Annotated in this window: 24 protein-coding genes and 1 pseudogene; 12 read left to right on the top strand and 13 right to left on the bottom strand. The window is 44.7% G+C overall.

The window, feature by feature from the left end; genetic code table 11:
• Positions 1-113 precede the first annotated feature (113 nt).
• Positions 114-758: an imidazoleglycerol-phosphate dehydratase HisB gene (gene hisB / locus H6G03_RS30685; RefSeq protein WP_190473507.1), complete on the bottom strand. Its 645-nt coding sequence runs from the start codon at positions 756-758 to the stop codon at positions 114-116.
• Between the two features lie 58 nt (positions 759-816).
• The gene (gene fabI, locus H6G03_RS30680) at positions 817-1,593 is read right to left on the bottom strand and encodes an enoyl-ACP reductase FabI (protein ID WP_190473503.1); all 777 of its coding nucleotides are present in this window, start codon (positions 1,591-1,593) and stop codon (positions 817-819) included.
• A gap of 737 nt (positions 1,594-2,330) precedes the next feature.
• Between fabI and ntcA the strand changes: the two genes are divergently transcribed.
• The 3 genes from ntcA (at position 2,331) to H6G03_RS30665 (ending at position 5,872) form a co-directional block, all read left to right on the top strand.
• Positions 2,331-3,002 (top strand): global nitrogen regulator NtcA, encoded by a 672-nt coding sequence (gene ntcA, locus H6G03_RS30675; protein WP_190473501.1) that lies wholly within the window; start codon positions 2,331-2,333, stop codon positions 3,000-3,002.
• Positions 3,003-3,628: 626 nt separating this feature from the next.
• Positions 3,629-5,356, top strand: coding sequence for a DUF3084 domain-containing protein (locus H6G03_RS30670; RefSeq protein ID WP_190473498.1), 1,728 nt, complete (start codon positions 3,629-3,631; stop codon positions 5,354-5,356).
• 48 nt (positions 5,357-5,404) lie between these two features.
• Positions 5,405-5,872, top strand: coding sequence for a pre-16S rRNA-processing nuclease YqgF (locus H6G03_RS30665; RefSeq protein ID WP_190473495.1), 468 nt, complete (start codon positions 5,405-5,407; stop codon positions 5,870-5,872).
• A 123-nt stretch (positions 5,873-5,995) separates the two neighbouring features.
• Here the strand turns inward: H6G03_RS30665 and H6G03_RS30660 are convergent, their stop codons facing one another.
• Positions 5,996-6,259, bottom strand: a complete 264-nt coding sequence (locus tag H6G03_RS30660; protein WP_190473492.1) for a DUF3146 family protein — start codon at positions 6,257-6,259, stop codon at positions 5,996-5,998.
• 147 nt (positions 6,260-6,406) lie between these two features.
• Here H6G03_RS30660 and H6G03_RS30655 point away from each other — a divergent pair, with 147 nt between their 5' ends.
• Complete coding sequence (locus H6G03_RS30655) at positions 6,407-7,882, top strand: GTP-binding protein (RefSeq protein ID WP_190473489.1); 1,476 nt, start codon at positions 6,407-6,409, stop codon at positions 7,880-7,882.
• A 102-nt stretch (positions 7,883-7,984) separates the two neighbouring features.
• Here H6G03_RS30655 and H6G03_RS30650 read toward each other — a convergent pair whose 3' ends face one another.
• Positions 7,985-9,733 (bottom strand): mechanosensitive ion channel, encoded by a 1,749-nt coding sequence (locus tag H6G03_RS30650; protein ID WP_190473486.1) that lies wholly within the window; start codon positions 9,731-9,733, stop codon positions 7,985-7,987.
• A gap of 349 nt (positions 9,734-10,082) precedes the next feature.
• Between H6G03_RS30650 and H6G03_RS30645 the strand changes: the two genes are divergently transcribed.
• Complete coding sequence (locus tag H6G03_RS30645) at positions 10,083-10,547, top strand: SRPBCC family protein (RefSeq protein WP_190473481.1); 465 nt, start codon at positions 10,083-10,085, stop codon at positions 10,545-10,547.
• A gap of 156 nt (positions 10,548-10,703) precedes the next feature.
• Here the strand turns inward: H6G03_RS30645 and H6G03_RS30640 are convergent, their stop codons facing one another.
• The 4 genes from H6G03_RS30640 to H6G03_RS30625 all read right to left on the bottom strand — a co-directional run bounded on the left by H6G03_RS30640 (position 10,704) and on the right by H6G03_RS30625 (position 14,675).
• Positions 10,704-11,528: a SirB1 family protein gene (locus H6G03_RS30640; RefSeq protein ID WP_190473477.1), complete on the bottom strand. Its 825-nt coding sequence runs from the start codon at positions 11,526-11,528 to the stop codon at positions 10,704-10,706.
• Positions 11,529-11,564: 36 nt separating this feature from the next.
• The gene (locus H6G03_RS30635) at positions 11,565-12,269 is read right to left on the bottom strand and encodes an actin-binding WH2 domain-containing protein (RefSeq protein ID WP_190473474.1); all 705 of its coding nucleotides are present in this window, start codon (positions 12,267-12,269) and stop codon (positions 11,565-11,567) included.
• A 74-nt stretch (positions 12,270-12,343) separates the two neighbouring features.
• The gene (locus tag H6G03_RS30630) at positions 12,344-13,048 is read right to left on the bottom strand and encodes an actin-binding WH2 domain-containing protein (RefSeq protein WP_190473471.1); all 705 of its coding nucleotides are present in this window, start codon (positions 13,046-13,048) and stop codon (positions 12,344-12,346) included.
• Positions 13,049-13,088: 40 nt separating this feature from the next.
• A complete protein-coding gene (locus H6G03_RS30625) occupies positions 13,089-14,675 on the bottom strand; it encodes an NAD(P)/FAD-dependent oxidoreductase (protein WP_190473468.1) in 1,587 nt (528 codons plus the stop codon).
• A 287-nt stretch (positions 14,676-14,962) separates the two neighbouring features.
• Between H6G03_RS30625 and H6G03_RS30620 the strand changes: the two genes are divergently transcribed.
• On the top strand, positions 14,963-15,727 hold the full coding sequence (locus H6G03_RS30620) for a hypothetical protein (protein WP_190473464.1): 765 nt from the start codon (positions 14,963-14,965) through the stop codon (positions 15,725-15,727).
• Positions 15,728-15,783: 56 nt separating this feature from the next.
• Here the strand turns inward: H6G03_RS30620 and H6G03_RS30615 are convergent, their stop codons facing one another.
• Positions 15,784-16,878 carry an ATP-binding protein gene (locus H6G03_RS30615; protein WP_190473461.1) on the bottom strand — a complete coding sequence of 365 codons (1,095 nt, stop codon included), beginning with the start codon at positions 16,876-16,878 and terminating at the stop codon, positions 15,784-15,786.
• A 315-nt stretch (positions 16,879-17,193) separates the two neighbouring features.
• Between H6G03_RS30615 and H6G03_RS30610 the strand changes: the two genes are divergently transcribed.
• Together H6G03_RS30610 and H6G03_RS30605 are read left to right on the top strand one after the other, a co-directional pair.
• Positions 17,194-18,543 carry a methyl-accepting chemotaxis protein gene (locus H6G03_RS30610; protein ID WP_190473458.1) on the top strand — a complete coding sequence of 450 codons (1,350 nt, stop codon included), beginning with the start codon at positions 17,194-17,196 and terminating at the stop codon, positions 18,541-18,543.
• A 60-nt stretch (positions 18,544-18,603) separates the two neighbouring features.
• A complete protein-coding gene (locus tag H6G03_RS30605) occupies positions 18,604-19,032 on the top strand; it encodes a hypothetical protein (RefSeq protein ID WP_190473455.1) in 429 nt (142 codons plus the stop codon).
• 82 nt (positions 19,033-19,114) lie between these two features.
• On the opposite strand, the gene H6G03_RS30600 is transcribed toward H6G03_RS30605, so the two are convergent.
• Positions 19,115-20,233 carry an alkene reductase gene (locus H6G03_RS30600; RefSeq protein ID WP_190473452.1) on the bottom strand — a complete coding sequence of 373 codons (1,119 nt, stop codon included), beginning with the start codon at positions 20,231-20,233 and terminating at the stop codon, positions 19,115-19,117.
• A 138-nt stretch (positions 20,234-20,371) separates the two neighbouring features.
• Between H6G03_RS30600 and H6G03_RS30595 the strand changes: the two genes are divergently transcribed.
• From H6G03_RS30595 to H6G03_RS30585, 3 genes are all read left to right on the top strand, one after another.
• Entirely contained in the window at positions 20,372-21,001 is a 630-nt protein-coding gene (locus tag H6G03_RS30595; protein WP_190473449.1) for a hypothetical protein, read from the top strand.
• Positions 21,002-21,550: 549 nt separating this feature from the next.
• The gene (locus H6G03_RS30590) at positions 21,551-21,811 is read left to right on the top strand and encodes a hypothetical protein (RefSeq protein WP_322112005.1); all 261 of its coding nucleotides are present in this window, start codon (positions 21,551-21,553) and stop codon (positions 21,809-21,811) included.
• A gap of 3 nt (positions 21,812-21,814) precedes the next feature.
• Positions 21,815-22,210, top strand: coding sequence for a DUF7674 family protein (locus tag H6G03_RS30585; protein ID WP_190473447.1), 396 nt, complete (start codon positions 21,815-21,817; stop codon positions 22,208-22,210).
• A 74-nt stretch (positions 22,211-22,284) separates the two neighbouring features.
• Here H6G03_RS30585 and H6G03_RS30580 read toward each other — a convergent pair whose 3' ends face one another.
• The 3 genes from H6G03_RS30580 to H6G03_RS30570 all read right to left on the bottom strand — a co-directional run bounded on the left by H6G03_RS30580 (position 22,285) and on the right by H6G03_RS30570 (position 25,078).
• Entirely contained in the window at positions 22,285-23,427 is a 1,143-nt protein-coding gene (locus H6G03_RS30580; RefSeq protein WP_190473444.1) for a beta-ketoacyl-ACP synthase, read from the bottom strand.
• Between the two features lie 308 nt (positions 23,428-23,735).
• Complete coding sequence (locus H6G03_RS30575) at positions 23,736-24,470, bottom strand: peptidylprolyl isomerase (RefSeq protein WP_190473510.1); 735 nt, start codon at positions 24,468-24,470, stop codon at positions 23,736-23,738.
• A 41-nt stretch (positions 24,471-24,511) separates the two neighbouring features.
• A complete protein-coding gene (locus H6G03_RS30570) occupies positions 24,512-25,078 on the bottom strand; it encodes a photosystem I assembly protein Ycf4 (protein WP_190473441.1) in 567 nt (188 codons plus the stop codon).
• Between the two features lie 269 nt (positions 25,079-25,347).
• Between H6G03_RS30570 and H6G03_RS30565 the strand changes: the two are divergent.
• Positions 25,348-25,454: pseudogene (locus tag H6G03_RS30565) on the top strand (photosystem II D2 protein (photosystem q(a) protein)); the annotation flags it as partial.

Genomic DNA, 25,454 nt, shown 5'->3' with positions numbered 1-25,454 from the left:
GGAGGGGAAGTAAGACCAAAGATGGGGCGCAAGTCCGTTCTAAGGCATTCCCCTGCGATGTCAGAAGCCTACACTATACTCGCTTCGAGTTAGTGTAGGTAGTTCACTCAATCCTACAAAATACCCTTAGAACTGGGTATTGCACCAGCACGACGAGGATCGATTTCCACTGCCATCCTCATCGCCCTAGCAAATGCCTTAAAAGTTGCTTCAATAATATGATGGGAATTAATTCCATCCAATTGCCGAATATGCAGCGTCATCTGAGAGTGATTCACTAACGCCACAAAGAATTCTCGCACTAGCTGAGTATCGTAAGTACCGACGCGCTGGGTCGGAATCTCCAAACCATAACTCAAATGTGGGCGTCCGGAAAAGTCTAACGCCACCTGGATCAAAGCTTCGTCCAGAGGCGCTAGAAAATTACCGAAACGAACAATGCCTTTGCGATCGCCCAGCGCCTTCCCCAAAGCTTGCCCCAAAGTTATCCCCACATCTTCATTAGTGTGGTGATCGTCAATTTCTATATCGCCCGTTGCCTGCACTTCCAAATCTATCAAACCGTGCGAGGCAATTTGGTGGAGCATATGGTCTAAAAACGGTATTCCCGTCTTAGCAGTACAAGCACCTGTACCGTCAAGGTTAACAGATACTTGCACATCAGTTTCTCCGGTAATCCGTCTTACCGAAGCAGTGCGAACAGTTAAAATTTGCTCTGGGTGTTGGGAAGGTGAAACTTGGCGATCGGTTATCTGCATAAAATCTTCATTTTATTTTCTCAATCGTGGGCAAGTCATCCTGCCCGCCCCCGATTTACTACATTCCCATTATTTCGTAACCTGCATCAACATACAGGATCTGGCCCGTAATGCCGCTAGCCAAGTCACTGCATAGGAAGGCAGCTGTATTGCCCACTTCCACTTGAGTAACCGTGCGTCGCAGCGGTGCTACTTTCTCAACGTGGTGGATCATATCCAGAATCCCACCTACCGCAGAAGAAGCCAGAGTGCGGATTGGGCCAGCAGAGATGCCATTTACCCTGATATTCTGGGGGCCGAGTTCGGATGCTAGGTAACGAACATTCATTTCTAGAGCAGCTTTAGCGATCCCCATCACATTATAGTTAGGAACTACTCGCACACCGCCCAAGTATGTTAGGGTGACTATGCTACCGCCCTCTGTCATTAAGGGTTTAGCTGCCCCACTGAGTTGGATCAGCGAGTAAGCGCTCACATCCAGAGCCAGGGAAAAGCCCTGCCGGGATGTTTTGCTAAAATCTCCTGATAAATCATCTTTGTTGGCAAAAGCGAGGCAATGGATCAGGATGTCCAGCCTGCCCCACTTGTCGCGGATAGCGTCAAAGGCTGTTTGAATCTGGGCTTCATCTTGAACGTTGCAGGGCAAAAACAAGCTGGGATTGAGCGGTTCTACCAGTTCTGCAACTTTCTTCTCCATACGACCTTTTTCGTCGGGCAGGTAGGTGATGCCAAGATTAGCACCAGCTTTATGGAGTTGTTGGGCAATGCCCCAAGCGATCGAGCGGTTGTTGGCAATGCCAGTTACAAGCGCGTTTTTTCCGGTTAAATTCAGCATAGTGGTTCATTATATCGGAGTCAGTGCGGCAAGTAACGACGGCTGTTATGGTTTGTTCTGTTGGCGATCTCTCGCACCATGCTGTATCCACTTTACAAAATTCTGTATCTAATTATACATTATTGTCTAGAAAAGTTATTGGGCATTTATCGGTAAATTTATTTATAGCTATATAAAATGTATCTTTCCTCATTTAGGTAATAATTATGTGCTATAGTACACAGAAATTTTATAGATGCAATGCTACTGAGACAAACAAAACTAAACAGAAAAACTGAGCCGTTCCGAGCGATTGACAGAGCTATCGAAAACTTTGGGTTTTTTAGAAATAAAGTACTTCAGTTCTGGATAAACAAGCAAGATTTATCCCGGTATAAGCTGAATCAAGACTATACTGCTTTGAGGAAAGACCGAGAGCGGGTAGCCAGAGAGGTTGATTTGACCATAAAGCGAAAGCTAGCAGCTTGCTCTTACTGTCGAGTACGTTTAATGGCGCGGCTTTCCTCCCGTGCAGAGAGTAGGGCAATCTATAGCCTTAAGGAACTCCAGATGGTAAAAATTTGTACCGTAAGGCATACGGAAAATGAAAGTGCAGAAAAAGTAACCTCTAGCTGAAGGGAAACTGATGGCAGGGTTGGCTGGTGAAATCAAAAATTGCCAGCATGACTGCACGGAGAATGTCAAACTTTATTCCAAAATTTTGCAAAATCTTTTGGGTCTCTGTGAGGGCAAGGAATATGGTCGTTATACAAGATAGACCGCTAGCAATTGTATTTCGTCAAATGGGCAGCGGGGCGTTTCCACCAGTTGTAGAAACGTTTGAAAGGGGAAAAACCATCTTTTTCCCAGGAGATCCGGCTGAACGGGTGTACTTCCTGCTTAAAGGTGCAGTGAAACTTTCTAGAGTTTATGAAGCAGGAGAAGAGATTACCGTAGCTCTATTGCGAGAAAATAGTGTTTTTGGGGTATTATCGCTGATTACAGGGAATCGCTCCGATCGCTTTTACCATGCGGTTGCCTTCACCCCAGTGGAACTGCTTTCAGCACCGATCGATCAGGTAGAACAAGCGCTGAATGAAAATCCTGAGTTAGCAATGTTGATGTTGCGGGGTCTTTCCTCACGGATCTTACAAACTGAGATGATGATCGAAACCCTGGCCCATAGAGATATGGGATCGCGGCTGGTCAGTTTTCTGCTGATTCTCTGCCGAGATTTTGGCGTTTCAGGCCCTGAAGGGATTACGATCGACTTGAAACTTTCTCACCAGGCGATCGCAGAAGCTATAGGTTCCACCCGCGTTACCGTTACTCGGTTGTTGGGAGATCTGCGGCAAGAAAAAATGATCTCCATCCACAAAAAAAAGATTACCGTCCACAATCCTGTAACCTTAAGTCAACAATTTACCTAGCGATCGAAGCGGCATAACCTGGTGCAATGCCTTATAAATGGCAACCCGATGCGTTGCTTGGATAACTAAGCGCTATTTGAGTCCCAGGAATGGTAAAATCAAGCGAGTACTGTGAGGTTTGCGGGAAATAGACTGGCTAACCAGTAAACCAAGAGACTAAAACAGTATCTTGCCTATGGTTTAGAGCCAAACCGAACTTCAAGTAACAACTCCAGAGAACCTGAGTTTTGATGGTTTTCAGGTACTCATTACCCCGGAGGAAGCCACTCGTCAAGCAGTTAATGCTAGGAAATTGAAACCTCTGTCTTGAACTGAACCAACTGGTGAATGGGTCTCATCGACGTTTCAACTGGTTAGGAAACTGCCGCAAGGACTTTTCAAGAAAGGTCGTAGTGCTTAAACCTTTGAATCTCAGCAATTCAATTGAGGAGATTGTCAATCGATAGCTCCCCAGTCTGTAACCTCTGTGACAGTTAGCAGCTAAGGGAAGTAGAGTAGAAACGGAGTTGACTGGCGCTCCAAGTTATCGCACTTAAAAGCCAGCCCCATCACGGGGAATAAATCCCTCGTGTTTTCTTTCCTAACCGCTCTTTTGGCAGGGAGTTTTCACACTCCCAGACATATATATGACCACCGGGTTAATCCTGATTGCGGCAATTTTGGTGTTGGGGGGAGCGATCGCATCGGTGGGAGATCGCATAGGGACAAAAGTTGGGAAGGCTCGCTTAAGCCTGTTTAACTTGCGTCCGAAGAACACAGCGGTGTTGATCACCTTCTTGACAGGCAGCTTGATCTCTAGTTCGACGTTGGCGATCTTATTTGCCGCCAGCGAACAATTACGCACGGGCGTTTTTAAACTGGAAAAAATTCAGAAAGATTTGAGAAGCGCCCGCCAACAGATAGAAGAAAGCCGAACCGAGAAAAGTAAGGCAGAAAGTGAAAAAGTACAGGTAGAACAACAGCTGGCTGAGGCTAAATCCGAACAGTCAACAGCGCAAAAGCGTCTGGATTCAACCAATCAGGCTCTACAGTTGGCATTGGCTAAGCTGGCAGAAGCAATGGCCAAACAAGCTCGTACAGAAATGCAGCTCAACCGGACTCAAACTCAATTGAGTCGAACTCAAACTCAGCTGAGTCAAACGGAAAACCAGTTGGGTCAAACAGAAAACCAGTTGGGCCAAACACAAAGCGCACTAAATGGAACGCAGGAGCAATTAAAAGCAGTATCCGGACAAGCACAAGAACTGCGTTCGGAAATTCAAAAATTGCAAGCAGAACGGCAGGATTTGATCGCCCAGCGTAACGAAGTTAAAGCTCAGATTACCGAACTGAAGCAACAGCTCGATCAAAGGGATGAGAAAATTGCTGCCCGCGATCGGATTATCCAGCAAAAGGACGAAAAAATCGGCGCACAAGATGACGCGATCGCACAGCGCGATCGACAAATCGCCGCTCAAGACCAGAGAATTTCCCAAAAAGAGCAAGAAATTGCCGCTCGCGATGGACAAATCGCCACACGAGACCAAACAATCTCGCAACAGGAAAGTCGTCTCAAAGAACTTAAAGGACAACTAACTCAACAAGAAAAACTACTGGCACAACAAGACACAAAACTCTCCGAACAAGATAAAAAACTTTCTGAAAGAGAACAAAAACTAAATATTTTGCAAAAGGAAGTAGCAAGTCTAGAGCAAGACTACCAACAACTGTTTCGGGGTAACGTTACAGTCCGGCGCGGTCAAGTTCTGGCAGCTGGTGTAGTGCGGATTGTGGAACCTTCAGCGGCTCGTCAAGCTGTAGATAGACTGCTGTTGCAGGCAAACCGAGTAGCTCTGGAGCGCACGCATCCCGATAATAAAAATCTTAAGCAACAAGTAATAGTAATTAGGCAAGCAGATGTCAACCAACTTATAGATAAAATTGATGACGGTAAAGACTACGTAGTGCGAATTATTTCTTCAGGCAACTATGTAGCGGGAGGAGAGTATCCCGTACAAGTTTTTGTGGATGTGTCTCCCAATCGCGTTGTGTTTCAAGCCGGAGAAGTTGTAGCTTCAACTTATACCGACTCGGCAACAATGACAGAAGACCAACTCAGAGAAAGGATCGACCTACTGATTTCAGCTTCTCAATTTCGGCTCCGTCGTGCTGGCATTGTAGCCGATCGAATTCAAATCGGAGACGATCGCATCGAAACGCTGACCCGCTTTCTAGAGCAAGTCAAACAGTCCAAGCAACCTTTAGATGTCCGAGTAGTAGCAGCGGAACCCACCTATACTGCTGGGCCTGTCAAAATGGATCTGATCGCCATTCAAGGCGGACAAGTGGTTTTCCGAACGCAATCGACTAGCTAAATCTGGGATTTTTTGGCACACTGAAGACTGCTCATCCAATTAGATGCCATGTTTTCTAAGGCCAATCCTACTCCCGACTCGGATTTGACTCCGGATCAGCCTGCGATCTTAGGTTTCGATCCTGGCCGTCAGAAGTGTGGTTTAGCTGTGATGGCGGTGGATCGCAAACTGCATTACCATGAAGTGATTCCCGCAGAAGAAGCGATCGCCAGCATTCAAAACTTACGCAAAAAATATCCCATTTCTGTTTTGGTAATGGGAGATCAAACTACTTCTAAAAAGTGGAAACAACAACTAACTGAAGAATTACCAGAACCTCTAAGAATAATTTTAGTTGATGAGCGTTACAGTACCTTAGAAGCACGCGATCGCTATTGGCAAATGTACCCACCCAAAGGGTTGTATAGCTTGATTCCCAAAGGAATGCGACCTTTGCCGCGACCTGTAGATGATATTGTTGCCATTCTCCTCATTGAAAGATACCTAGAACGCCTTTTAGGTGTTAAAAAAGACTAAGTTTATTGCTTTTTTGAACTTTAAAATATTCATGTCCCTGATTTTTTGAAAAAAATCCTGGCTTGAATATATATTGTCATCGCCAAATAGATAGATTTTTTAAGCGTGTTTTTAGACTTGGCGCTAAAGTTCAGCCCGGATTGTAAAAGCGTAATCTCCTCCAGGCTCTAATTTGTAATCTGATTTTTCCAGAAAACGACCCAGCGGTTCGTGAATTAAAGCTCGACCCAAGGACGGCTGAACGAACAACTTGCCTTGTCTGAAACACCACTGGAATTGCCAGTCATACTGACCCGCTCTCACTTCACCTTCAATGAAGCCTTCTTGCCAAGACTGTCTGAGAATCCGGACATAGGCAGTAGTTTCTGGCAGACGTTTAGAACTCACAACTTAATGGTGACTCGCTTTAAGGTTTAACTTTCATGGTAAAGCTGTGGCGATCGCAGTCAAGATGACTAGGATCGAATAAGTACCCCAGTGGCGATATACTGCCAAAAATCTCCTTATCCCCTGTCGATCGTCGGAGGTTACCCTTTGACTGCTAAGATTCCCGATCCCCCTTATCCCAATCGCAACGACTCTACCCCTTTGAATTCCGCAGATTTAGGCGAACTAGACAGCGTTATTTTTAGCTTTGCCGATATTCAAGCAGAACTCAACTACAAACAAGCACAAACCGCCCTGCGAGACATCGTAACCAACCTAGATCTGACACCGCAAGAACGAGCGGGACTAGAACCGGCAATTGAAGATTTAGAGGTGATGCTGGACAAATTAGAACGGTCTGTTGTCCAGATAGCCGTTTTTGGTATGGTAGGGCGAGGTAAATCTTCCATGCTCAACGCTTTGGTGGGCGAAAAAGTGTTTGAAACCGGCCCTATCCACGGCGTTACCCGCACCAGCGAAAGGGTAAATTGGTGCTACAGTCGAGAGACAGTCGGTAATAATAATTCCGAAGTTTTGCGAGTTGCCTTTCCAGGTAACGGTAATTCCCAGGTAGAACTAATCGATACTCCCGGATTGGATGAAGTGGACGGCGAAACTCGCGCCGCTTTGGCCCGTGATGTTGCCAAACAGGCAGATCTGATTTTGTTTGCGATCGCTGGGGATATGACTAAAGTAGAACACGAAGCGCTTTCCGAACTGCGGAAAGCCGGTAAACCGATGTTGCTCGTGTTCAACAAAATCGACCAATATCCCGAAGTAGACCGAATGGCAATTTATGAAAAAATTCGGGACGACAGAGTGCGAGAATTGCTATCGCCTGATGAAATAGTGATGGCAGCAGCTTCACCTCTGGTAGCGGAAGCAGTGCGTCGTTCTGATGGTAGTTTGGGAGTGCAGTTAAAGCCGGGAGCGCCGCAAGTTGAGGATCTCAAGCTGAAAATTTTGGAGATTTTGCACCGAGAAGGTAAATCGATCGTCGCGCTCAACTCGATGCTGTATGCCGATGAAGTCAACGAGCAGATCCTACAGCGAAAAATGGCAATTCGAGATAGCAGCGCTAACCGAATTATCTGGAACGCAACGATAACTAAAGCTGTAGCGATCGCACTCAATCCGGTCACGGCGATCGACTTACTCAGCGGTGCCGTCATCGACGTTGCTTTGATATTAACCTTATCCAAACTTTACGGCATCCCCATGACGCAACAAGGCGCGGTATCTTTATTGCAAAAAATAGCTTTGTGTATGGGCGGTTTAAGTGCTAGCGAATTGGTAGCAACTTTAGGTTTAAGTTCTCTGAAAAGCTTATTAGGTTTAGCAGCACCTGTAACAGGTGGAGTTTCTTTAGGTGCTTATGTATCTGTAGCAATAACTCAAGCTGGTGTGGCCGGTGTTTCATCTTACGGTATCGGACAAGTCACTAAAGCATATTTAGCTAATGGCGCTTCTTGGGGCCCTGATGGCCCGAAAGCTGTTGTCAGCCGCATTTTAGCTTCGTTAGATGAAAGTTCGATTCTTAACCGCCTTAAAGATGAACTGCGAGCCAAACTTAATAGGGGTTAGGGGTCAGGGGTTAGGGGTTAGGGAGAGGGAAGAGGTGGACTTTTGACTTTTGACTTTTGACTTTTGACTTCCCCTAGCCCCTAGCCCCTAATCCCTAGCCCCTTAAAAACGAGGGGTTTTGTCTTTTTTATCTTTAAAAGAAGACAACCATTCTCGGACTTGATCGGCGGCGATATCGCGGGCACCCAAACCAAAGGCGAGGGCAATGGCGACTGCGATCGCACCCAGGAGCAATCCAAATGCCAAATTGACGATATCGCTGGCAATACCCATTTGTTGCAGCGCCATCGCCGAAACCAAGGCAATAATAGAGATTCGGGCGGCATGACCGAGTATCCTTGCCTGCTGATTGCCAGAGCTGGTAATCAGGTTATAGGCGAGGTTAGCCAGATACAAGCCGATCGCAAATACCACCAATCCAGCCAGAATCCGACCAGATACCGCGACCACACCGGTAACAATAGCAGTGAGGGCTGGGAATTGCAGCACTTCTGTTGCCGGCACTACAGCTAAGAGCATAATGCCGACAAGCGCTATGATTCCCACTATTTCTGATGGAGTTCGCGTTATGCCCGGTGCGGTTTGAAGAAGCGTTACTTGTTCTCCTGCTGTCGGAGGGACGGGTTCTTCCGTTACTGGTGCGCTAGCAGGCGGAACGACAATCCGAGGCGACGGGGTGATTCCGAAACCGAGCCAGTTGAAAATATTGTTGAAGCCGATGCTAGTCAGGATATTGGTGAGCAAATCTGCCACAAATTTCCCGATGATGTAGGCGATTACCAGAATCAGCCCAGCCGTGAAAATCTTGGGAATGGCGAGGAAGATATCGTTGAGCATCCGGATTGCCGGAGCCGATATTGCCTCAATTTTCAGCGTGTTGAGGGCTGCGATCGCTGTGGGAAGTAGGATCAGTACGTAGACGATCGTACCGATAATGCCGGAGAGCGATTGTCCCGTTGTGGCTCGATTCAGCCCAAACCGGGTACCCAGTCGATCTGCCCCACCAGCTGCCAGCAGATTGGTGACAATTCGCCGCACCACTTGAGCTACTAACCAGCCTGCCGCACCAATTAAGAGCGCTGCGAAGATATTCGGCAGAATAGAAAGGATTTGAGTCAGGAGTTGCTGTACTGGTTGTAAAGTTTCCTCTAACTCCAAGGCGTTCAATACCAAGGGCAGAAACAGCAGGAATATGAACCAGTAGAGCGTGTTGCCGACTGTTTCGCTCAGAGAAAACTGGTTCCGCTGTTCGGTACCTACTTGCTGATTCAAACGCTCGTCCAGACGAAACAGCCGCAGAGAGCGCGTTACTACCAGTTTTACTAGGGTTGCCAGCAACCAGGCGACACCCAACAGAATTACTGCCCCCGCTAATTTGGGCAGGAACAAGAAGATCTGATTGAGTAAGTTGTTGAGAGGCTCAGAAACTGCTTCCAGCCGGAGTGCCTGTAAAAAGGCCACCAGCGTAAACAGGAAGATAATCCAATAAACAGCCTCGGATATCCATTTTTCTACTGGCGGCAGTTCTGCATCACCCTGACGCCCCGTAACCCAGGCCGCCAGCTTGTTATCGATGTTGGTGCGATTCAGTAGCCCCCGCACGACGGCGGCGGCGACGAGTGCGAGCAGCCAGCCGATTACCAGAATTGCGATCGCCCCCAGCAAATTAGGCACGAAATCACCAAAATTTGCCGCCATTTGCTGGAAAAAGCTATTGAAGTCGTTAGGGAATCCTGGCCTTGCCCCTGGCGGAGGCAAGGGGCGTCGCGGTGCGGCTTGTGCCAAAATTTCATAAGAGAGCATCGGCACGCTCACACCCAAATGTGCCATACTTTGCCAAATGCCATTCATCGTTGTTTAGTTCCCTCAAAATTTATCGGTAAAACTATGAAACCTTAGCTGTGAATTTTTGTATCTTCCCTGACAAATTCTCAGCTAAGACAGTATGAGATGAATATCGACAACCATACACCCAGAAAAAGCTTTTTTACTCTATCTTTATAGATAATTAACGCTTAAAAGGCAGCGATTCGCTGATTTTTACTTTTTATTACACTGGGATGCCGCGATTTTTCGGCTTGCTTATATTGACATTTTATTTAGTACTGTGATATTGCAACCGCCAAGGCAGTGAGGACAACTCCGACCTTTTATCCCCCGCTCTCCCTGTTCCCTACCCCCTAGCCCCGACGCCCTAACTATGTCACAAGAGCGAGTTTTTGAACAATCGATTCAAATTAATGCTCCTGCTACAGTGGTGGAACGCTGTATTGCAGAGCGCGACTTGATGCACCGATGGCTTAACCCCGCCCTGCGTTGCGATCCCGTAGGTGAGTGGAATACAGAGATTGGCAGTCGCAGTCGCTTTATCATTCAGATTCCGCTGTTGCAGCCTACTCTGGAAAGCGTTGTGGTGGAAAGGGAACCGGGTCTGATAGTCTGGGAATTTGAGGGATTTTTTAAAGGACGCGATCGCTGGGAATGTCAACCTTTAGCAGAGGGTACTCGTCTAGTCAATCGTTTTGAGTTCCAAATTCCCAACCCCCTAGTTAACTGGGGTTTCAATACGTTTGCGGCTGGTTGGACTCAACAAGATATGCAGGCTCAACTGCGACGCCTCAAGCTAGTGGCCCAAAGTCTTCAGGGGCTAGGGGGTAGGGGCTAGGGATTTAGGGGCTAGGGGTTAGGGGCTAGGGGCTAGGGAAAAGGCAAAAGGCAAAAGGCAAAAGGGAAAATATTAATTCTTCCGCTCCCCCACTCCCCCACTCTTCCCTATTCCCTAACCCCTAACCCCTAATCCCTAGCCCCTAGTCCCTATTCCCTAGAGATCTTGACGCATCCGCTCTACTAAAAGGCGAATAGCATCTGCATCGTCAGCATTGGGAACTTGGATAAGATAAGTCTCTAGATCGAGACAAGCTGACGTCCATTGTCCCAATTGGTAATATAGAAGACCGCGATCGCGCAGTTCTGCGGATACACCTGGAAATAGCAGTAAAAGGCGCTCAATTACCGCCAGTGCTTTCTCCAACTCATTCTGGTTTAAATAAATCAGTTTGAGATTCATCAGCATCCGCGCTAAAAAGCGTCGATTGCTGACTGGCTCGACAAAAGATCGGTTGAGTTCGATCGGCTGCTGATATATTTGAGACAGCCTTTGCTGACAATCTGCCTCGAAAAGAATCTCGCCGCGATTGAAAGCATCGACATAAATGCCGACATCTTCAAAATCCGGACGAATCAGGAAATGTCCCGGCATTCCTATGCCAACCATTGGAAAATCGATGCGCTGGGCGATTTCCAAGTATAGCAGCGAAAGCGTAATGGGAATCCCCGTTCGCCGTTCAATTACTTCATTTAAATAGCTGTTGCGCGGATCGTAGTAATCAACTGTATTGCCGACAAAACCTAAATCCTCGTAGAGATACTTATTGATACTCTGAACGATCCGCAGGGGATAGCGTTCTGGCGGCAGAAGTTCTTCTACTTCTGCCGCCATTGTATCCAGGGCGTTGAGGTATTCAATGGGATCTAATTCTGGATATTCTTCCTGTGCTATATGTAGAGCAGCCTTTGCCAGATTGATTTGTTTGTCTGGCTGATGAATTTCCTGATAAAAATATTGCCGCGCCAGGGGAAAGTCCATAATTAGCCATCGGTCTTTGGTCGTCGCTCTTGTATATTAGCGAAACCCAAGCACTTCCGCGATCGCATTTCCGATATCCATAAAAATGTTACCCTGCATCTGACGAACTAACTCAAAAGGGCTAGCCGGATTCCCAAAAATCGGTCTAATTATCCATCCTAATTGACTGCCGACAAATCCATACAGTATTAACCAAAATTGTAAAATCTTTTTCCGGGCTCCTTGTCCTTCCGTATCTTCTTCAGATATTAATTGCATTCCTTGGTAAAGAGAGTTAACGCCAATCACTCCTGTCAGGATGAAAATCGCCACATTTAGCAATTTAAAAAATTGGTAATTATCGGTAGTGATTAGAAAAAACAGAGTAACTGGTGCAAAACCGAGTAACAGCGCACTGATTACAGATGCGGTGGTGAGAACGAGCAGAAAATGTTGTGTAAGGCTGCGACGGGAACCAAAGAAAATATTAAAAATGAATAATGTTGGCAGACAAATCAAAAGCGTGAGTAAGTAGAGGCATGGTAGTTTTATTGCAGCCGATAACGATTGAGGGACGCTGTGGTATAAGCCGATAATCGCCCCGTAAATCCCGAAAAATAATGAGCTGCAAACGAGCAAGGCAATGATTTTATGTTGAAGTCGGACGCCTTGGCGGATTTCCTCCATAAAATTTTGGCGATCGCGCAGCAAACCAATCAATACATTAAAGTAGTTTTTCCCGTCAATTTTCTTTTCTAGCATCTTCTTATCCTTGCCATAATTTATTGTTAATCTACAGAATCTCTAGCCTGTGTACGATCGTTCTCCTTTGTTAATTAACGAAAGCCCAAAATGTATGCCAGAGATTGAATCACGCTCACGTAAAAATTCCCTTCCCTTTCTCGGAACAGAGAAAAAGGTGAATTAGGCATTCCGAAGAAAGGTCTGAGCGTCCATCCCAACTGACAACCTACAAAAGCATAAAGAAACAACCAAAATTTTAATATTTTTTGCCGTGTCTTGCTACCTTCATTTTCTTGTTCCAACACAAAGCTCGCTGCTCGATGCAGAGAAGAAACTCCGATGAATCCAGTCACAGAAAATATCACGACATTCAACAATATTAAAAATTGGTAGTTATTGGTGCTGATTAAGAAAAACAGCGATATAGGCGCAAAACTGAATAAAAGAGCGCTAGTTACTGCCACCGCTGTCAGCACCAAGGCAAAATACTGAGCAAAAGTGCGCTTGGAACCAAAAATGATATTGGAGAAGTACAATGCTGGCAGGCAAATTAATAGGGTTATTAAGTAAAGTGCTGGGAGCTTTACAGCAGAGGAAAGAGCTTGCATCCAGCTATGGTAAATACCGATAATTCCGCCATAGATAGCAAGAAATATCGAACTGCAAACCAGCAGAGATAATATTTTACTTGGCAGCCTTACACCTTGACGGATTTCGTCTAGAAATTCTTGACGATCGCGCAACAAGTTCGTCAATACGGCAAAGTATTTAATTTTTGGAGATTGCCCTTGAATCATGTTATCCTCACAAGCGTTTTATAAGTCTTTTGAGATACTGCTAATTCGAGTAATCGCCACCAGATCCGTATTTCCAGGCATCAATCCATCTATGGCAATAGTATTGTGGGACTGGGGGTAAATTTTTTACCCAAGGTTCGATGGCTTTTCCTAATTGATATAAAGCAGAATAAGCTCCCAAATTGAAGTAATGAACTAACCAATCTAAAAGGGCTATCAATCCCACTTGCGGAATTATCTTGACAACTAATGCCGGATGTGAAATTTGGGTTTGCCAAAGTGTTTGGGACAAAGCGGGAAACTGCACGACATCCTGGAGAAAAGGTTTGAGGACGGCATCTCCTAGCTGTTCCATTTCCAGAAATACAGCGGCAAGAAGTTGATTAATTCGATCGGGGTCTACTTGGCGATCGATCGCGACACTCATGGCACGTTGAAATAACCAAGTTACGGCTAAGTTTGGCTGATAAGGTTGCAAAAGCGCCAGAGCATTCTTACTCAATTCGTCACTTCGTAACGCTTCATCAATTCCACTCACCAGACGCTTGAGGTGACGCACCATCGCGCCAAATCCGCCGAAACTTAGAGGAGATTGAGCGCCACTGGAGTCACCCACTGGCAGAATGCGGTGCCAAGGCATTTTCAGAGGACTTTGCCGATAGCTGGGAAAAAAACCAAATAGAGCCCTTTGAAATTGCAGCTGTTCCAGTTGTACATTTTGGTATTGAGGTAACAGGCGCAGGTAGTCTTCAAAAAGATCTGCCAAACTCGATCGTTTCCGATCAGCATCCATATAAGAAAATAAATAAGTTGTCCTCCCATCTCTGGCTGGGAATGCTTCCCAAAAATACTGACATTGATTTTGTATGGGTGTAAATGAAACCAACAAATCGCCCGTGTCGTTTTCCGGAAATCCTTGAGCGCAAGTTCCCACTACCAAACAGACACCATCTGGCTTTTTTCCTTGTCGTGCTTGTTGGACAATGGGTGAAAAATGCCCCATCGCGTCAATTAACAACCGTGTCTTCAGAGATGTGGGATTGTTTGACTCAAATCCCAAATCCAAAATCGGCGATCCTATATTGACAGTGACGCCATCTGGATGAACAACTGCGCCTTGGAAAGGAGTGTTTTCCAATAGTTGACCGCCAAATTGCAGGAATTTTGACTTGAGGGTATCCAGCAAAAAAACTGGGTCAATGCCAATATTGAGTACATCTTTTACCCAATGTTCCTTACCGCCGAGAAAGCTGATGCGAGCTGGGTTATACTCGGTAGCGATCGCCTGTTGCAGTTCCGACTCAGAAAGCAGATTCAATTCTAAAAATGTTGCTAACTCTTGGCGGGAGATATTCCACTCTTGATCTCTGCCCCGCAAAATGCCACGCTCTATTAAAGCTACTCGCCAACCCATCCTGGCGATCGCAGTAGCGATTAAAATACCTAAAGTACCGCCGCAAACTATAACATCCCAGTCCACCCCGACCAAAGGTTGCTGACTTTCTTTTACCACCGTCGGTATCGGTATGGAGTCTTCTTTGAGTGATTGCCAGAGGTTGTCGGCTTTACGCAGTCCTCCCAGGACATCGCCTGGTAGCTGGGAAAGAATTCGATCGGTTAGAGTCATGGATGTGAATCTGTGCAGATGCGTGCAGATAATGACATGGTAGTCGATCGGGAAGGCTAAATTAACAAATAGTAGTAGCAAGAGTTGTGTAGAATGCCCAAGAAACTGGGTTTCTCACCAAAATAGCTGTATTGAGGCAATTCACGTTAGGACTGACGCAAAGAAACTTGGTTTTGACGCCTGTCCTGCGTAAGTCCTGTACGTTCAAAAAACTTTGTTGCGTATAATTCTTAAAGTAGGATTGCCAAACAGAATGGCACAAAAGGAAAAACTGGAGAGTATTTAAAATGACAAATCCTGTATTCGTGGCACCTCTATTTCCGTTGATGTATCGGGCAGTCGGTCAAGTACACGGACGTTTTATTCCCACTTTAAAAAAAGTGACCAAAGGTGTTTTGTTGACGGATGATGGGCTGTCGATTCCAGCTAGATTGGTAGGTAGGGCTGGATTATTCGCAAAAATATCTCCAGATCTGATTCGAGGCGACTTAGTTTGGTCAGCTTATCCCCACACTGAGGTTGCTCTCTGGTTTGAGAAAAGTAAAGTTTTTCTACCGAAGGATGAAGCGTTAGAAGCTGTAAAAAATCAACCTCTGCCTGCACTTTGGCTAGAACTGCGGGATATTAGACAGCCGAAAAAAGACCAGACTATCGAAGAAGTTAGGCAAGGTAATAATTATTTTTCCATTCGCGGTCAAATTATTAAGCAAGACGAAACGGACGGAAAGTTAATCGTCCGGATTTGCCGCAACAAAATACCGAAAGGAAAAGAGAAAGATATCCAAAATCAACCATTTAATTTAATGATTGATGGTTTTTTGCCTGGAAATGTGGAGGGTCAGTTTTGGGATTTCGATGTGAGCCGAGAGGGGGAAATACTGATTATGGAAAACGGCACTTGTGTAGCAGATCTTTCCGAACCAAAACCAGAACCACCACCGTCACCTGCCGAGTCAAAACAGAAGGAGCAAAGAAAGAAGAAGCAAACAGATGCAAGCGGAACAAAAACTCAGCCGAAAAAAACCGGAAAAATCATCAGACTGGTGAAATAGGTATAAGAGTGCGATCGGATAGTTCTAAGGACAGACTGGTGTGTGTCTGTCCTTTTTTATTGACTAATTAGAGGTAAGCGAATATAAAAAGTTGTACCTTCGTCGGCATTTGAGCGAAAGGAAATTTCGCCGCTGTGTGCTTCGATAATTGATTTAGCGATCGCTGTTCCTAATCCCGTCCCTCCACGTTTTCCATAAGTAACAAAAGGATCGAACAAATGTTCCCGAATTTCTTCCGGAATACCTGGGCCATTATCGCAAATGATAATTTCTGCTACTTTCTCTTTTGCCAAAGCCGATATCTCAATTCGCCCACCGCAACCTTTGAAAGCCTCGACTGCGTTACCTACTAAATTTTGCAAAACCCGCATCAGCTTATTTTCATCAGCGTTTATCACTACATCGGCTGTGTTAAGCTTAAATTCTACTTTAGCATCTTTAAAATAAATGCGATTTAACTTTTCAAAATTTTGCAATAAAAAATCGAGGTTGACAGGTTGAGTATTCAACACAGCATGACCGCTGGCAAATTCTAAAGCCTCTTCTGCCATACCCAACATTCGCCTGACTTGGGCTTGAATAATATCGCACCATTCAATCGTTTCTTCGTCCGGATGAAATTCTTTTAACATCACACTAGCCAAATAGATACTCGTCACAGGACTTCTGAAGTCGTGAATTATGGTATTGACCATTTCTCCTACCAAAGCCATTTTTTCTTTGTGAACCATTTGATTGACATATTGGGCTGTGGTGGAGCGTAAATGTCGCACTATATAACCTAGTAATTTAAGGACTACACTGCCTTTTGTGTTATTCAAAATTTCCATTAGCCCATCACGGGGAATCCTTGCCAAAGTTGCCCCACTACAAACAATAGCTTGGGCACTACGGGGTTGACCATCCAAAACTCCGAATTCGCCAAAAAAGTCATTTTGTTTGGCTAAGGCAACAGTTTGATATTTATTGTTACCATTATTTTTTCTAAATTCTACTTCGCCTGCTAAAACTAAATATACGAAATCGGGAATTTCACCCTCTTGAAAAATTATTTCTCGATCGGCAAAATTCTCTACAACAGCTAGCTTGCATACTTGGGCTGCTTGCTCGCGTTCAAAATAGGAAATGAACTGATGTGCTTCTAGATCCATGATAGAGTACCTACTTTATTAAGATAGGTCGTTGCTTGATTCTACCTTACGGCAGATGCAATATGGGGTAAGCCCTATATTTTGTTATTATTAACGCGCAAACAGGCGATCGCAACAGTAGTTCCGACAGTCTGGGACTGTGCAATCACTTAAGTATTTATACTTAGAAATTGTAGGATTGTGCTTTGCTGGGAGCCATGAATAAACGGGAATTTAGAGTCTCATCGCCAGCAGTGCTATCCTTATTATTCCTAGAGGAGATTGTTTTTATCGGAATCTACTTACTAAGCTTAGGTATGCTAACTCAATACAGCTATGCTAGGTAACTTAAAACTAAGAGGTCGCATATTAGTCGGATATGGAGTACCAATTCCACTATCGTTTTTACTCGCGTTGCTGGTTTACTCAAACACCAATTTGGTAGCGCAATCGCTCTCTCAAGCCAACGCCTCGCGAGACGCCCTCGAAATAACTGACCGAATGGAATCTGAGGCGAGTGCAATGGAACGCTCTACTCGCGGTTATCTTTTGACTCGGCAACAAAGTTATTTAGACAGATTCAAACAAGCTTCTGAGTCCTTGTCTGAAGCATCGACATCGGCAGAAAAGCTGATTAAAGATAGCAAACAGGAGTTTTTTAGCAACGAACAAAAAAACATTTTCGATCGATTAGTACTGACGGTAAAACGGCTAAGAAGCTTGGATGAACGGATGATTAATTTAGTTAGAAATGGTAAGGGATCTGAGGCAATTAAAATTTTTGTTAAAGATGAATCTGCTCTACTGTCTAGCCAAATAAAGGATCTAAACAATACCTTCAACGATATAGCTCTTAAACAACTGCGCCAAACTCAGTCAAATACTACAAATTCGCTTGAATTGCTCACATGGGTCGCGGTTTTTGGAACGTTAATAGCTGCAATTGCTTCTGTAATTTTTGGTTTGTTACTAGCATCGAACATTCAGCAGGCTATTAATAAAAATGTCAGCACGATCGCCACTTCTTCCAATGAAATTGCTGCTTCTGTAGAACAACAAGAACGCAGTGCTAGTCAGCAAGCAGCAGCAGTGAATCAAACTACTATAACAATGGATGAACTCGGAGTTTCGTCAAAAGCTTCAGCAGAACAAGCCGAAGCAGCAAGATTAAAAGTCGATCGAATCGCACAACAAATTATGCAGTTGAGCGAACAGTTAAGCCAGATTAATAGTATCGCTAATTTGGTCAGCGATATAGCCAATCAGACTAATATGTTAGCGATAAATGCCGCAGTAGAAGCGGTGAGAGCTGGAGAACAGGGTAAAGGTTTTGCTGTTGTGGCTACCGAAATTCGCAGACTTGCAGATCAAAGTAAAAGATCGGCTGAAAAGATCGCTACTTTAGTAGCCGATCTACAGAATACCACCAAGGCGTCTGTTTTAATAACAGATGCTAATATGGCAGGTATTGAAGGTATTGTATCTGCCGTGAATAATATCTCTGTAAATATTCAGCAAATTTCCCTAAATGTTAGACAACAAGCGCTCGCGATCGATCAAGTAGTGACTGCTATGAACGATTTTAATGAGTCGGCGCAACAAACTGCCGCAGGCATTAATCAAACGAGAGTTAGCGTATTGCAACTGAACGAAACTGCCAAAAATTTGAAATCAGTTATCAGTTAACCAAACATTTTTTTACAACGATGAAGTTGCTATGAGTTAAACTGAGATAGGATAGATTTTGTGAATGCTATGAAAAGGCGATCGTTACTTTATTTTAGTATAGGTTTGGCAATCTTTAGCGCTAGTTCGTTAATATCAGTTGCAGCTCAGTCAGTCAGGGGTGTAACTCGGCGCGTACAGTTCCCGCGTGGAAGTTCATCTACTACGATTAACGGTTCTGTCCTCTTGGGTAATAAAGATACCTACATTTTTCGTGCGCGTCAAGGTCAAACAATTATTGCCGATGTGACTTGGCGGGGAACAAGAGTTGATAATGTTGAAGATCAAGGGCTTTCTGGCTTTACTTTCATACTACCTAATGGAGAATCATACGAAGACCCACAAAATGATACTTTCAGTGCCACGGCAACGGGAGATTATAAGGTTGTAATCAGACAGCCTTATAGAATGAGCAGTCCGAGATATACATTTAAATTGACGATTCGTTAATAGTTGAACAAGTATCAAACTTCTCTTTTTCTCCCAGGCGCAGAAAGCAAGTTTTTTGAATAAATTAGGTTTCTTTTGTTGCTTAAGGTGATGACGAAATCAGACTAGATTCGAGGAAAGGATAATCCGTGTATCCTTTTTCGAGTTCGTTTTCACCTTCAGGACAAAATGTTTTTGGATTGGGCGTGTTTAAAGGATAATTTTTTGCGAAACGCTCAGGCAAATCGGGATTGGCGATAAACAATCTGGCAAAAGAAACTAAGTCTGCGTCGCCAGCAGCTAAAACAGCGTTTGCTTTTGCTTTGTCGTAAAGACAGTTAGTAACGATCGCACCTTTATAAATCAATCTAAAAGTTGGCGCAACTGGATTAATAACATTGCCATTTATTATATCAACTTCTTTGGGTTCTGGCAAGTGAATATAAGCTAAATTAAAAGAATTTAGCGCGTCTATTGCATAGCTAAAAGTAGCTTTGCGATCGGAATCGAAAATCCCGTAAACTGTGTTGCTGGGTGCGAGTTTGATACCCACGCGATCGCTTCCCCAAACACCCGTCACTGTTTCCACAACTTCTAACAAAAATCGGGTGCGGTTTGCCAGAGATCCACCATACTTATCTGTGCGATGATTCGCACCATCTTGGAGGAATTGATCGATTAAAAAGCCGAAACCGCCGTGTATTTCTACTCCATCAAATCCAGCTAACATCGCATTTTTCGCCGCGATGCGGAACTCCTCGATAATTTCTGCAATTTCATGGATTTCTAGGGCGCGAGGTGTTTCGATTGGTAGCTTGCCTAGAGGAGTATCCAACTTCCAATTAGGTGCGATCGCGCTTGGTGCTACTGGCAATTGTCCATTCAATAAAGAAGGATGTCCGACGCGACCGCTGTGCCAAATTTGCAAGAAAATTTTTCCTCCTTTAGTATGAACAGCATCTGTTACTAACTTCCATCCTTCCACCTGTGCTTGCGAATAAATTCCCGGACAATTCACGTAGGTATTGCTGAGGGGAGAAATCATCGCCGACTCGGTAATAATCAATCCCGCCGATGCTCTTTGGGCATAATAAGTTGCCATTAGCGAATTGGGGATACTACCGATTGCTCGCATACGAGTCATGGGAGCCATTACTATCCGGTTTGGTAGAGTGTAACAGCCAATTTTTACGGGTGAAAAGAGATTGATGGTTTCTGTCATCGTTGCGTTCCTATTTTTTCAGGCTATTTTGTCGAAAAAAGCTATTTTAGACATTTTTTTGCTTATAATTCATGATAATATCGTATCGTTGGCGTTGATATAAAAATATCATAATCTGGCAATAAAGGAAAGCAGGGTATGAGGAAGCGATCGCAAATTAGTTTCACAGTAAGTTTGGCAATCTTGGCTGCTATTTGTCTACCAGTTCTCGCACAATCTCAGCGATACCCAACAGATGCAGAAGTGCAAAGACTCATCGCACGTTTTCGGCAACAGAAACAAGTTGTTGCAGACGAACGCACTCCATCGCAAATTAGAATTCGAGATACTTTTGTGAGAGCTTGGTCGCAAAGCGATTCATCTATAGCCCCATTTCTGGGCGAGTGGTTGAGTGCCTTAGAAACATCATACGCACAGACTTTAATTATATATCCATCAAGTTCCAGAGGTCGCGTATGTATTATACACGGTTACTTCCCAGATGGAGACGATGCGAGTACATTTTTATTTGCGATGGGTTCTGTATCTAACGGACAAATTCGCATTGACAGAGGTGATTTAGGTCGTTCTTTGGCGATTAAGCAAGGAAACGATCTAGCATTACTGGGTATTTATAAAAGCCAGGGAGCAGACATCTGGAAATTTTCTTATCCAAAACCTCTTAAACAACCGACAAGACCATCGTTACAAAACAAACCTGAAGCTGCTAAAATTATCCAACAATTTAATAGCAATGGCTGTACTGCTTATCCACCAGAAAGCATTTAGATTTTTGGGCGATCGAGCTTGTTTCAAATGGTAATAATTAGAGGAGTGATGAGGGTGCGATCGGATAGCCTGCCGTGCATATCGGATTTTTCTGACTTTGGAAATGAAGAGTGCGATCGATTTTCTTTATCTTCATTTCACGATAATAAGATGTGTGAATTTATGCGAATTTAGGATTGTGGATTTATTTTTACTGTGGTAGGAATTGGGTTGGCAAGAGAGGGGAGAAGGGTGATGAAGGGGCAATACTTGTTAATAAGTAGAACAGATGTAGTTAATCGGATGTCCGATGGCACTATTGCTGTAAGTATTGATGGCGTTCTATATCCACCATAAACGTAATTAATTCATATCAAACAAAAATTGCCCTGCTAAATAGCAGTCATAGTTCAAGCTGGGCTTAGTTATGTAAAACTTGAGTATAGCGCTTTTTACCTTGTTGGTGTAAAATTACAAGTTACTAAGTTTAAAAACAAGAGTGTTAAAATTCAGATTCCAGACACAGTTCAGATATTGCTAGATAATCTGAGAGTCAAAACAAAGCCAACAGTGAGCAATCCGCGACTACAAAATGCGGTAGATGAACTATTCCGAGCTAACGCTAAAATTATAGGTGGTACAGCCGGAGCAATAATTTACGAACGGATAACAGGAAATCTAGTCGGTGGCAAATCTCACTCTGAAAAAGGAAGACGCAGGGCGATCCAGCTACAGATAATCCTCGAAAAGGAAGCTCTAACACCTGAAGATCGCACTATAGCTCAAAACCTTTTAGACGATCTTCAAGACGCTTTAAATCTAAACCCTTAAACAATGACAGAAATTAAATTCGACAACTTGGGCGAACATCTGGTAACAGCAATACCAGAACTGCGATCGCAATACGAATCAGAGCTTGAATGGTGGGGTGACGAACAATCAGGAGCGCATATTATCTTTGGTGATATCCTCAACCCATATTTAATTTCTCTGTTGGAATTAGGCGATAGAGAAGATACTATCAAACGCATCTTTGCTTTTCTAGAACAATTAGCAAATCACGAAGATACTCAAATTCAAGAAGTTGTAGCCGTGACAGTATGCGAACGTTTAGGAGATAATAAAAATTTATTAGCTAAAGCGCGACAATACATGGGTAATACCACTCTTTGCTTCTCCGATCAAATAGAAGAATTTTGGGGAAGAGAAAAAGCGATCGCGCCATTGTGAGCTTTCGGTAAGAGTGTTACTAGGGGAAAGCGCTTTAAACACTACTTGCGGAAGAATATAATCTTCCTTACTTGTCATATCTTCCCCAACGCTAACACGGCATTTTGACCCCCGAATCCAAAACTCAAACAAAGCACATTCCGAATCTCACACGGACGCGCTTTTCTGACAAAATTTAAATCAAATTCTGATTCTTTTAAGCCAATACAAGGCGGTAAAATTTGATGATGCAACCCCATTAAACAGAAAGCTGTTCCCAATGCTCCCGATGCTCCCAGTGTATGACCAGTTGCTCCTTTGGTAGAACTAATCGGTACATTTTGGGGAAACAAATACCGAATCACCTGCGCTTCATTTCGGTCATTTAACTGCGTTGCCGTACCGTGCGCGTGTATATAATCTATGTCGTTTGGGGAAAGATTGCTGCGTTCCAAACATTGCTTGATGGCTGCGATCGCATTCCACCCTCCCTCTTCCGGAGCATTAGCATAATGTGCATCGTTTGTCAAGCCAAAACCCAAAACTTGACCGTAAATCTTCGCACCTCGACGCTTAGCTGATTCAAGCGATTCCAGCACCAAAACTGCCGCACCTTCTCCCAACACCAGACCTTCCCGATATCGATCGAACGGATAAGCACCAGTTTTCGCCAAAGCACCCATCTGTTTAAAGCCAGCCAAAGTCAGCCGCGTAATCGGGGCTTCCACCGCACCGGCAATTACCATATCGCATTGCCTTGTTTGGATTAACTCAAAACCTTGCGCGATCGACCAAATCCCCGTTGCACAAGCCGCCATCGGTGCAAGCACTGGCCCAATTGTAGCGATTTGACGAGCAGCTGCGATCGCACCCATATGCGGCAGAGTTTCCAACCAATCTTTTAGAGACTTTCCCGCCTCGCCGTCAATGGGGAAGGCTGAGATCGACGCCAACTTTTCCCAAACAGCTTGCTGACTGCGACTAGATCCGATCGCCACTCCACAATTAGATAAAGGAGGTAGAAGATTTGCATCTTTTAACGCCAAAGTAACAACCAGCCGAGTTAATCTTAATAACTCAGCTGGCTTATTTCCAATCAGCGCCAAAGGACGCGCCTCTAATTCAGGAAAAGGTTGATGAACGCGAATACCAGACTGACCGGAAATCAAATTTTGCCAGCTAGTTTCCAGCGTACCCAAACAACAGATCGAACCAATGCCGGTAACAACTACTTTCACTTTTCTCGGTGTTGTCGCCCGATTTTAGATTTTGGATTTTGGATTGGCTGGGCAACGATCGGACAAAACTTGAAATGCGTCAAAAACTATTAGACATCTCCAAAAATTCTTGTGGGGTAGGCATCCTGCCTGCCTTTGAGATTCTTTTCTGAAGATGTCTATTGTAGAGACGTTTCATGAAACGTCTCCACAATATTCAAGCCAGAACCAATCCAAAATCCTCTCTTGCGAAGGTGGGCATCGTGACGGGAACCGCCAAGACGCCCACTTCGCGCAAAATCCAAAATCCAAAATCCAGTGACTTTTAACTATTTCTTCAGATTTTCCGCCCCTTCAGTTACTTTAGCGGATTCAATGCGATCGCCCTGTTGAATTTTGTCAACTACATCCATGCCTTGGGTGACATTTCCAAACACAGCATAGCTGCCATCCAAGAAAGGCAGATCCGTCAAAGCGAAGTAAAACTGAGAAGAAGCGCTATCTGGAAACTGCGATCGAGCCATTGCCACAGCACCGCGTTTGTGGTTCAAAACAGGTGGCTGATTTATCGTTTTGCTATAAACCGGAGTATCTGCGCCTTTGGGCTTAATTTCCAACGGAATGTTACGCGGTTTCCCTGTCGCCGGATCTTCAAAACCGCCTGTTCCCAACTGACCTCGGAAATTCGGGTCTTTACCTTGGGGGTCGCCACCTTGAACTACAAAAGGTTGGGGTTCCCGTACTACGCGGTGAAACACCAAACCATCGTAGACGCCTCGCTGGACGAGATCCACGAAATTACCGGCAGTGATGGGGGCATTTGTTCCATCCACTTCGATCGTAATGGGCGATCCTTTCACCACCATAACGACAGTGGCCTTTCCTTCCAGTCGAGGTAAATTAGTCATTTCGGGATTGTTCGCTTGAATAACAGGTGCAGAAGTTTCAGTTGCTGATGGACTTTGGGATGCTTCAGTAGCATCTTGTAGCTGCGTGCATCCTCCCAAAAGCAATGCACCCATCAGTATAATTGATGCGAACCAGTGTCCGAGTTTGATTTGCATTTGATAAATACGGCCTGTACTGACAAATTCCACCCAGCCGATCATAAACCTTCTAGGGGTACACCCAGGAAACGAGCTAGTTGAGCGCCTTGATTTTCCAGTTCGGATAAAGACATCGGTTGACCGACTCGCGTTAGGGGGACATCGCGGCGACTCTTGACCCGCAGGTACAAAGCGCGGCGAGGGTTCAAACCGTCCTTGATGTCAACGCGGATAGATTGTACGTCATCGGTGCGACAGCTAAATTCGATGCGGCGATTTTTACCGGGAAAGCCCCACCGGAAAATTTTCACGAAGCCGGTTTCTTGATTAAATTCGTTGTAACCGCCGCCGACATCCAAAGCGATCGTCAACCAAAGGTAAAGTGCCAAAAGCGAACCTGCTGTCCCATAAAAGGTCATTGCCAACCCTTGCGGGAAAAAGATCAGATCGGTGGGATCGCCCAACGGCAAGAGGTTTGTGTGCAGATAACTGGAAAGACCTGCTAACAAAAAGCCGACGCCGCCAATTGTGGTGACGCTTGCCCACCAGTAATTGCTGAAACGGCGAGACCCCAAAACGTCTTGGCGGAGTATGCGATCGCTTGTGTTGATTGTTTGTGCTGTCATAGTAGTAAAATTCTCAGTTACTTGCCATTAACTTAAAGATTGGTAATGGGGGATTGGTAATTGTAAATCGGCGATCGGCAAGCAGCAAGAAAGACAAAAATCCCTTCTGTGCGCTTAAGTATTTCTACTCCTCTCTACAATATCCCATGCCCTTCGCTCTATCCCAACGACTTTAATTTAGGGACTTTACTAATTTTGACTACAAATTAATATATAGTTATGTTAACTTACTTAGAAACCTCCCAGATAACAAAGCAAGAGGGTTAGAAATGACTGTTGCAGTCGGACGCGCCTCAGCACAAAGAGGATGGTTTGACGTCCTCGACGACTGGTTAAAGCGCGATCGCTTCGTATTCGTCGGCTGGTCCGGCATCCT

It is taken from the genome of Aerosakkonema funiforme FACHB-1375 (assembly GCF_014696265.1).
Classification (GTDB): Bacteria; Cyanobacteriota; Cyanobacteriia; order Cyanobacteriales; family Aerosakkonemataceae; genus Aerosakkonema; species Aerosakkonema funiforme_A.
This window is presented reverse-complemented; position numbering and strand designations above follow the sequence as displayed.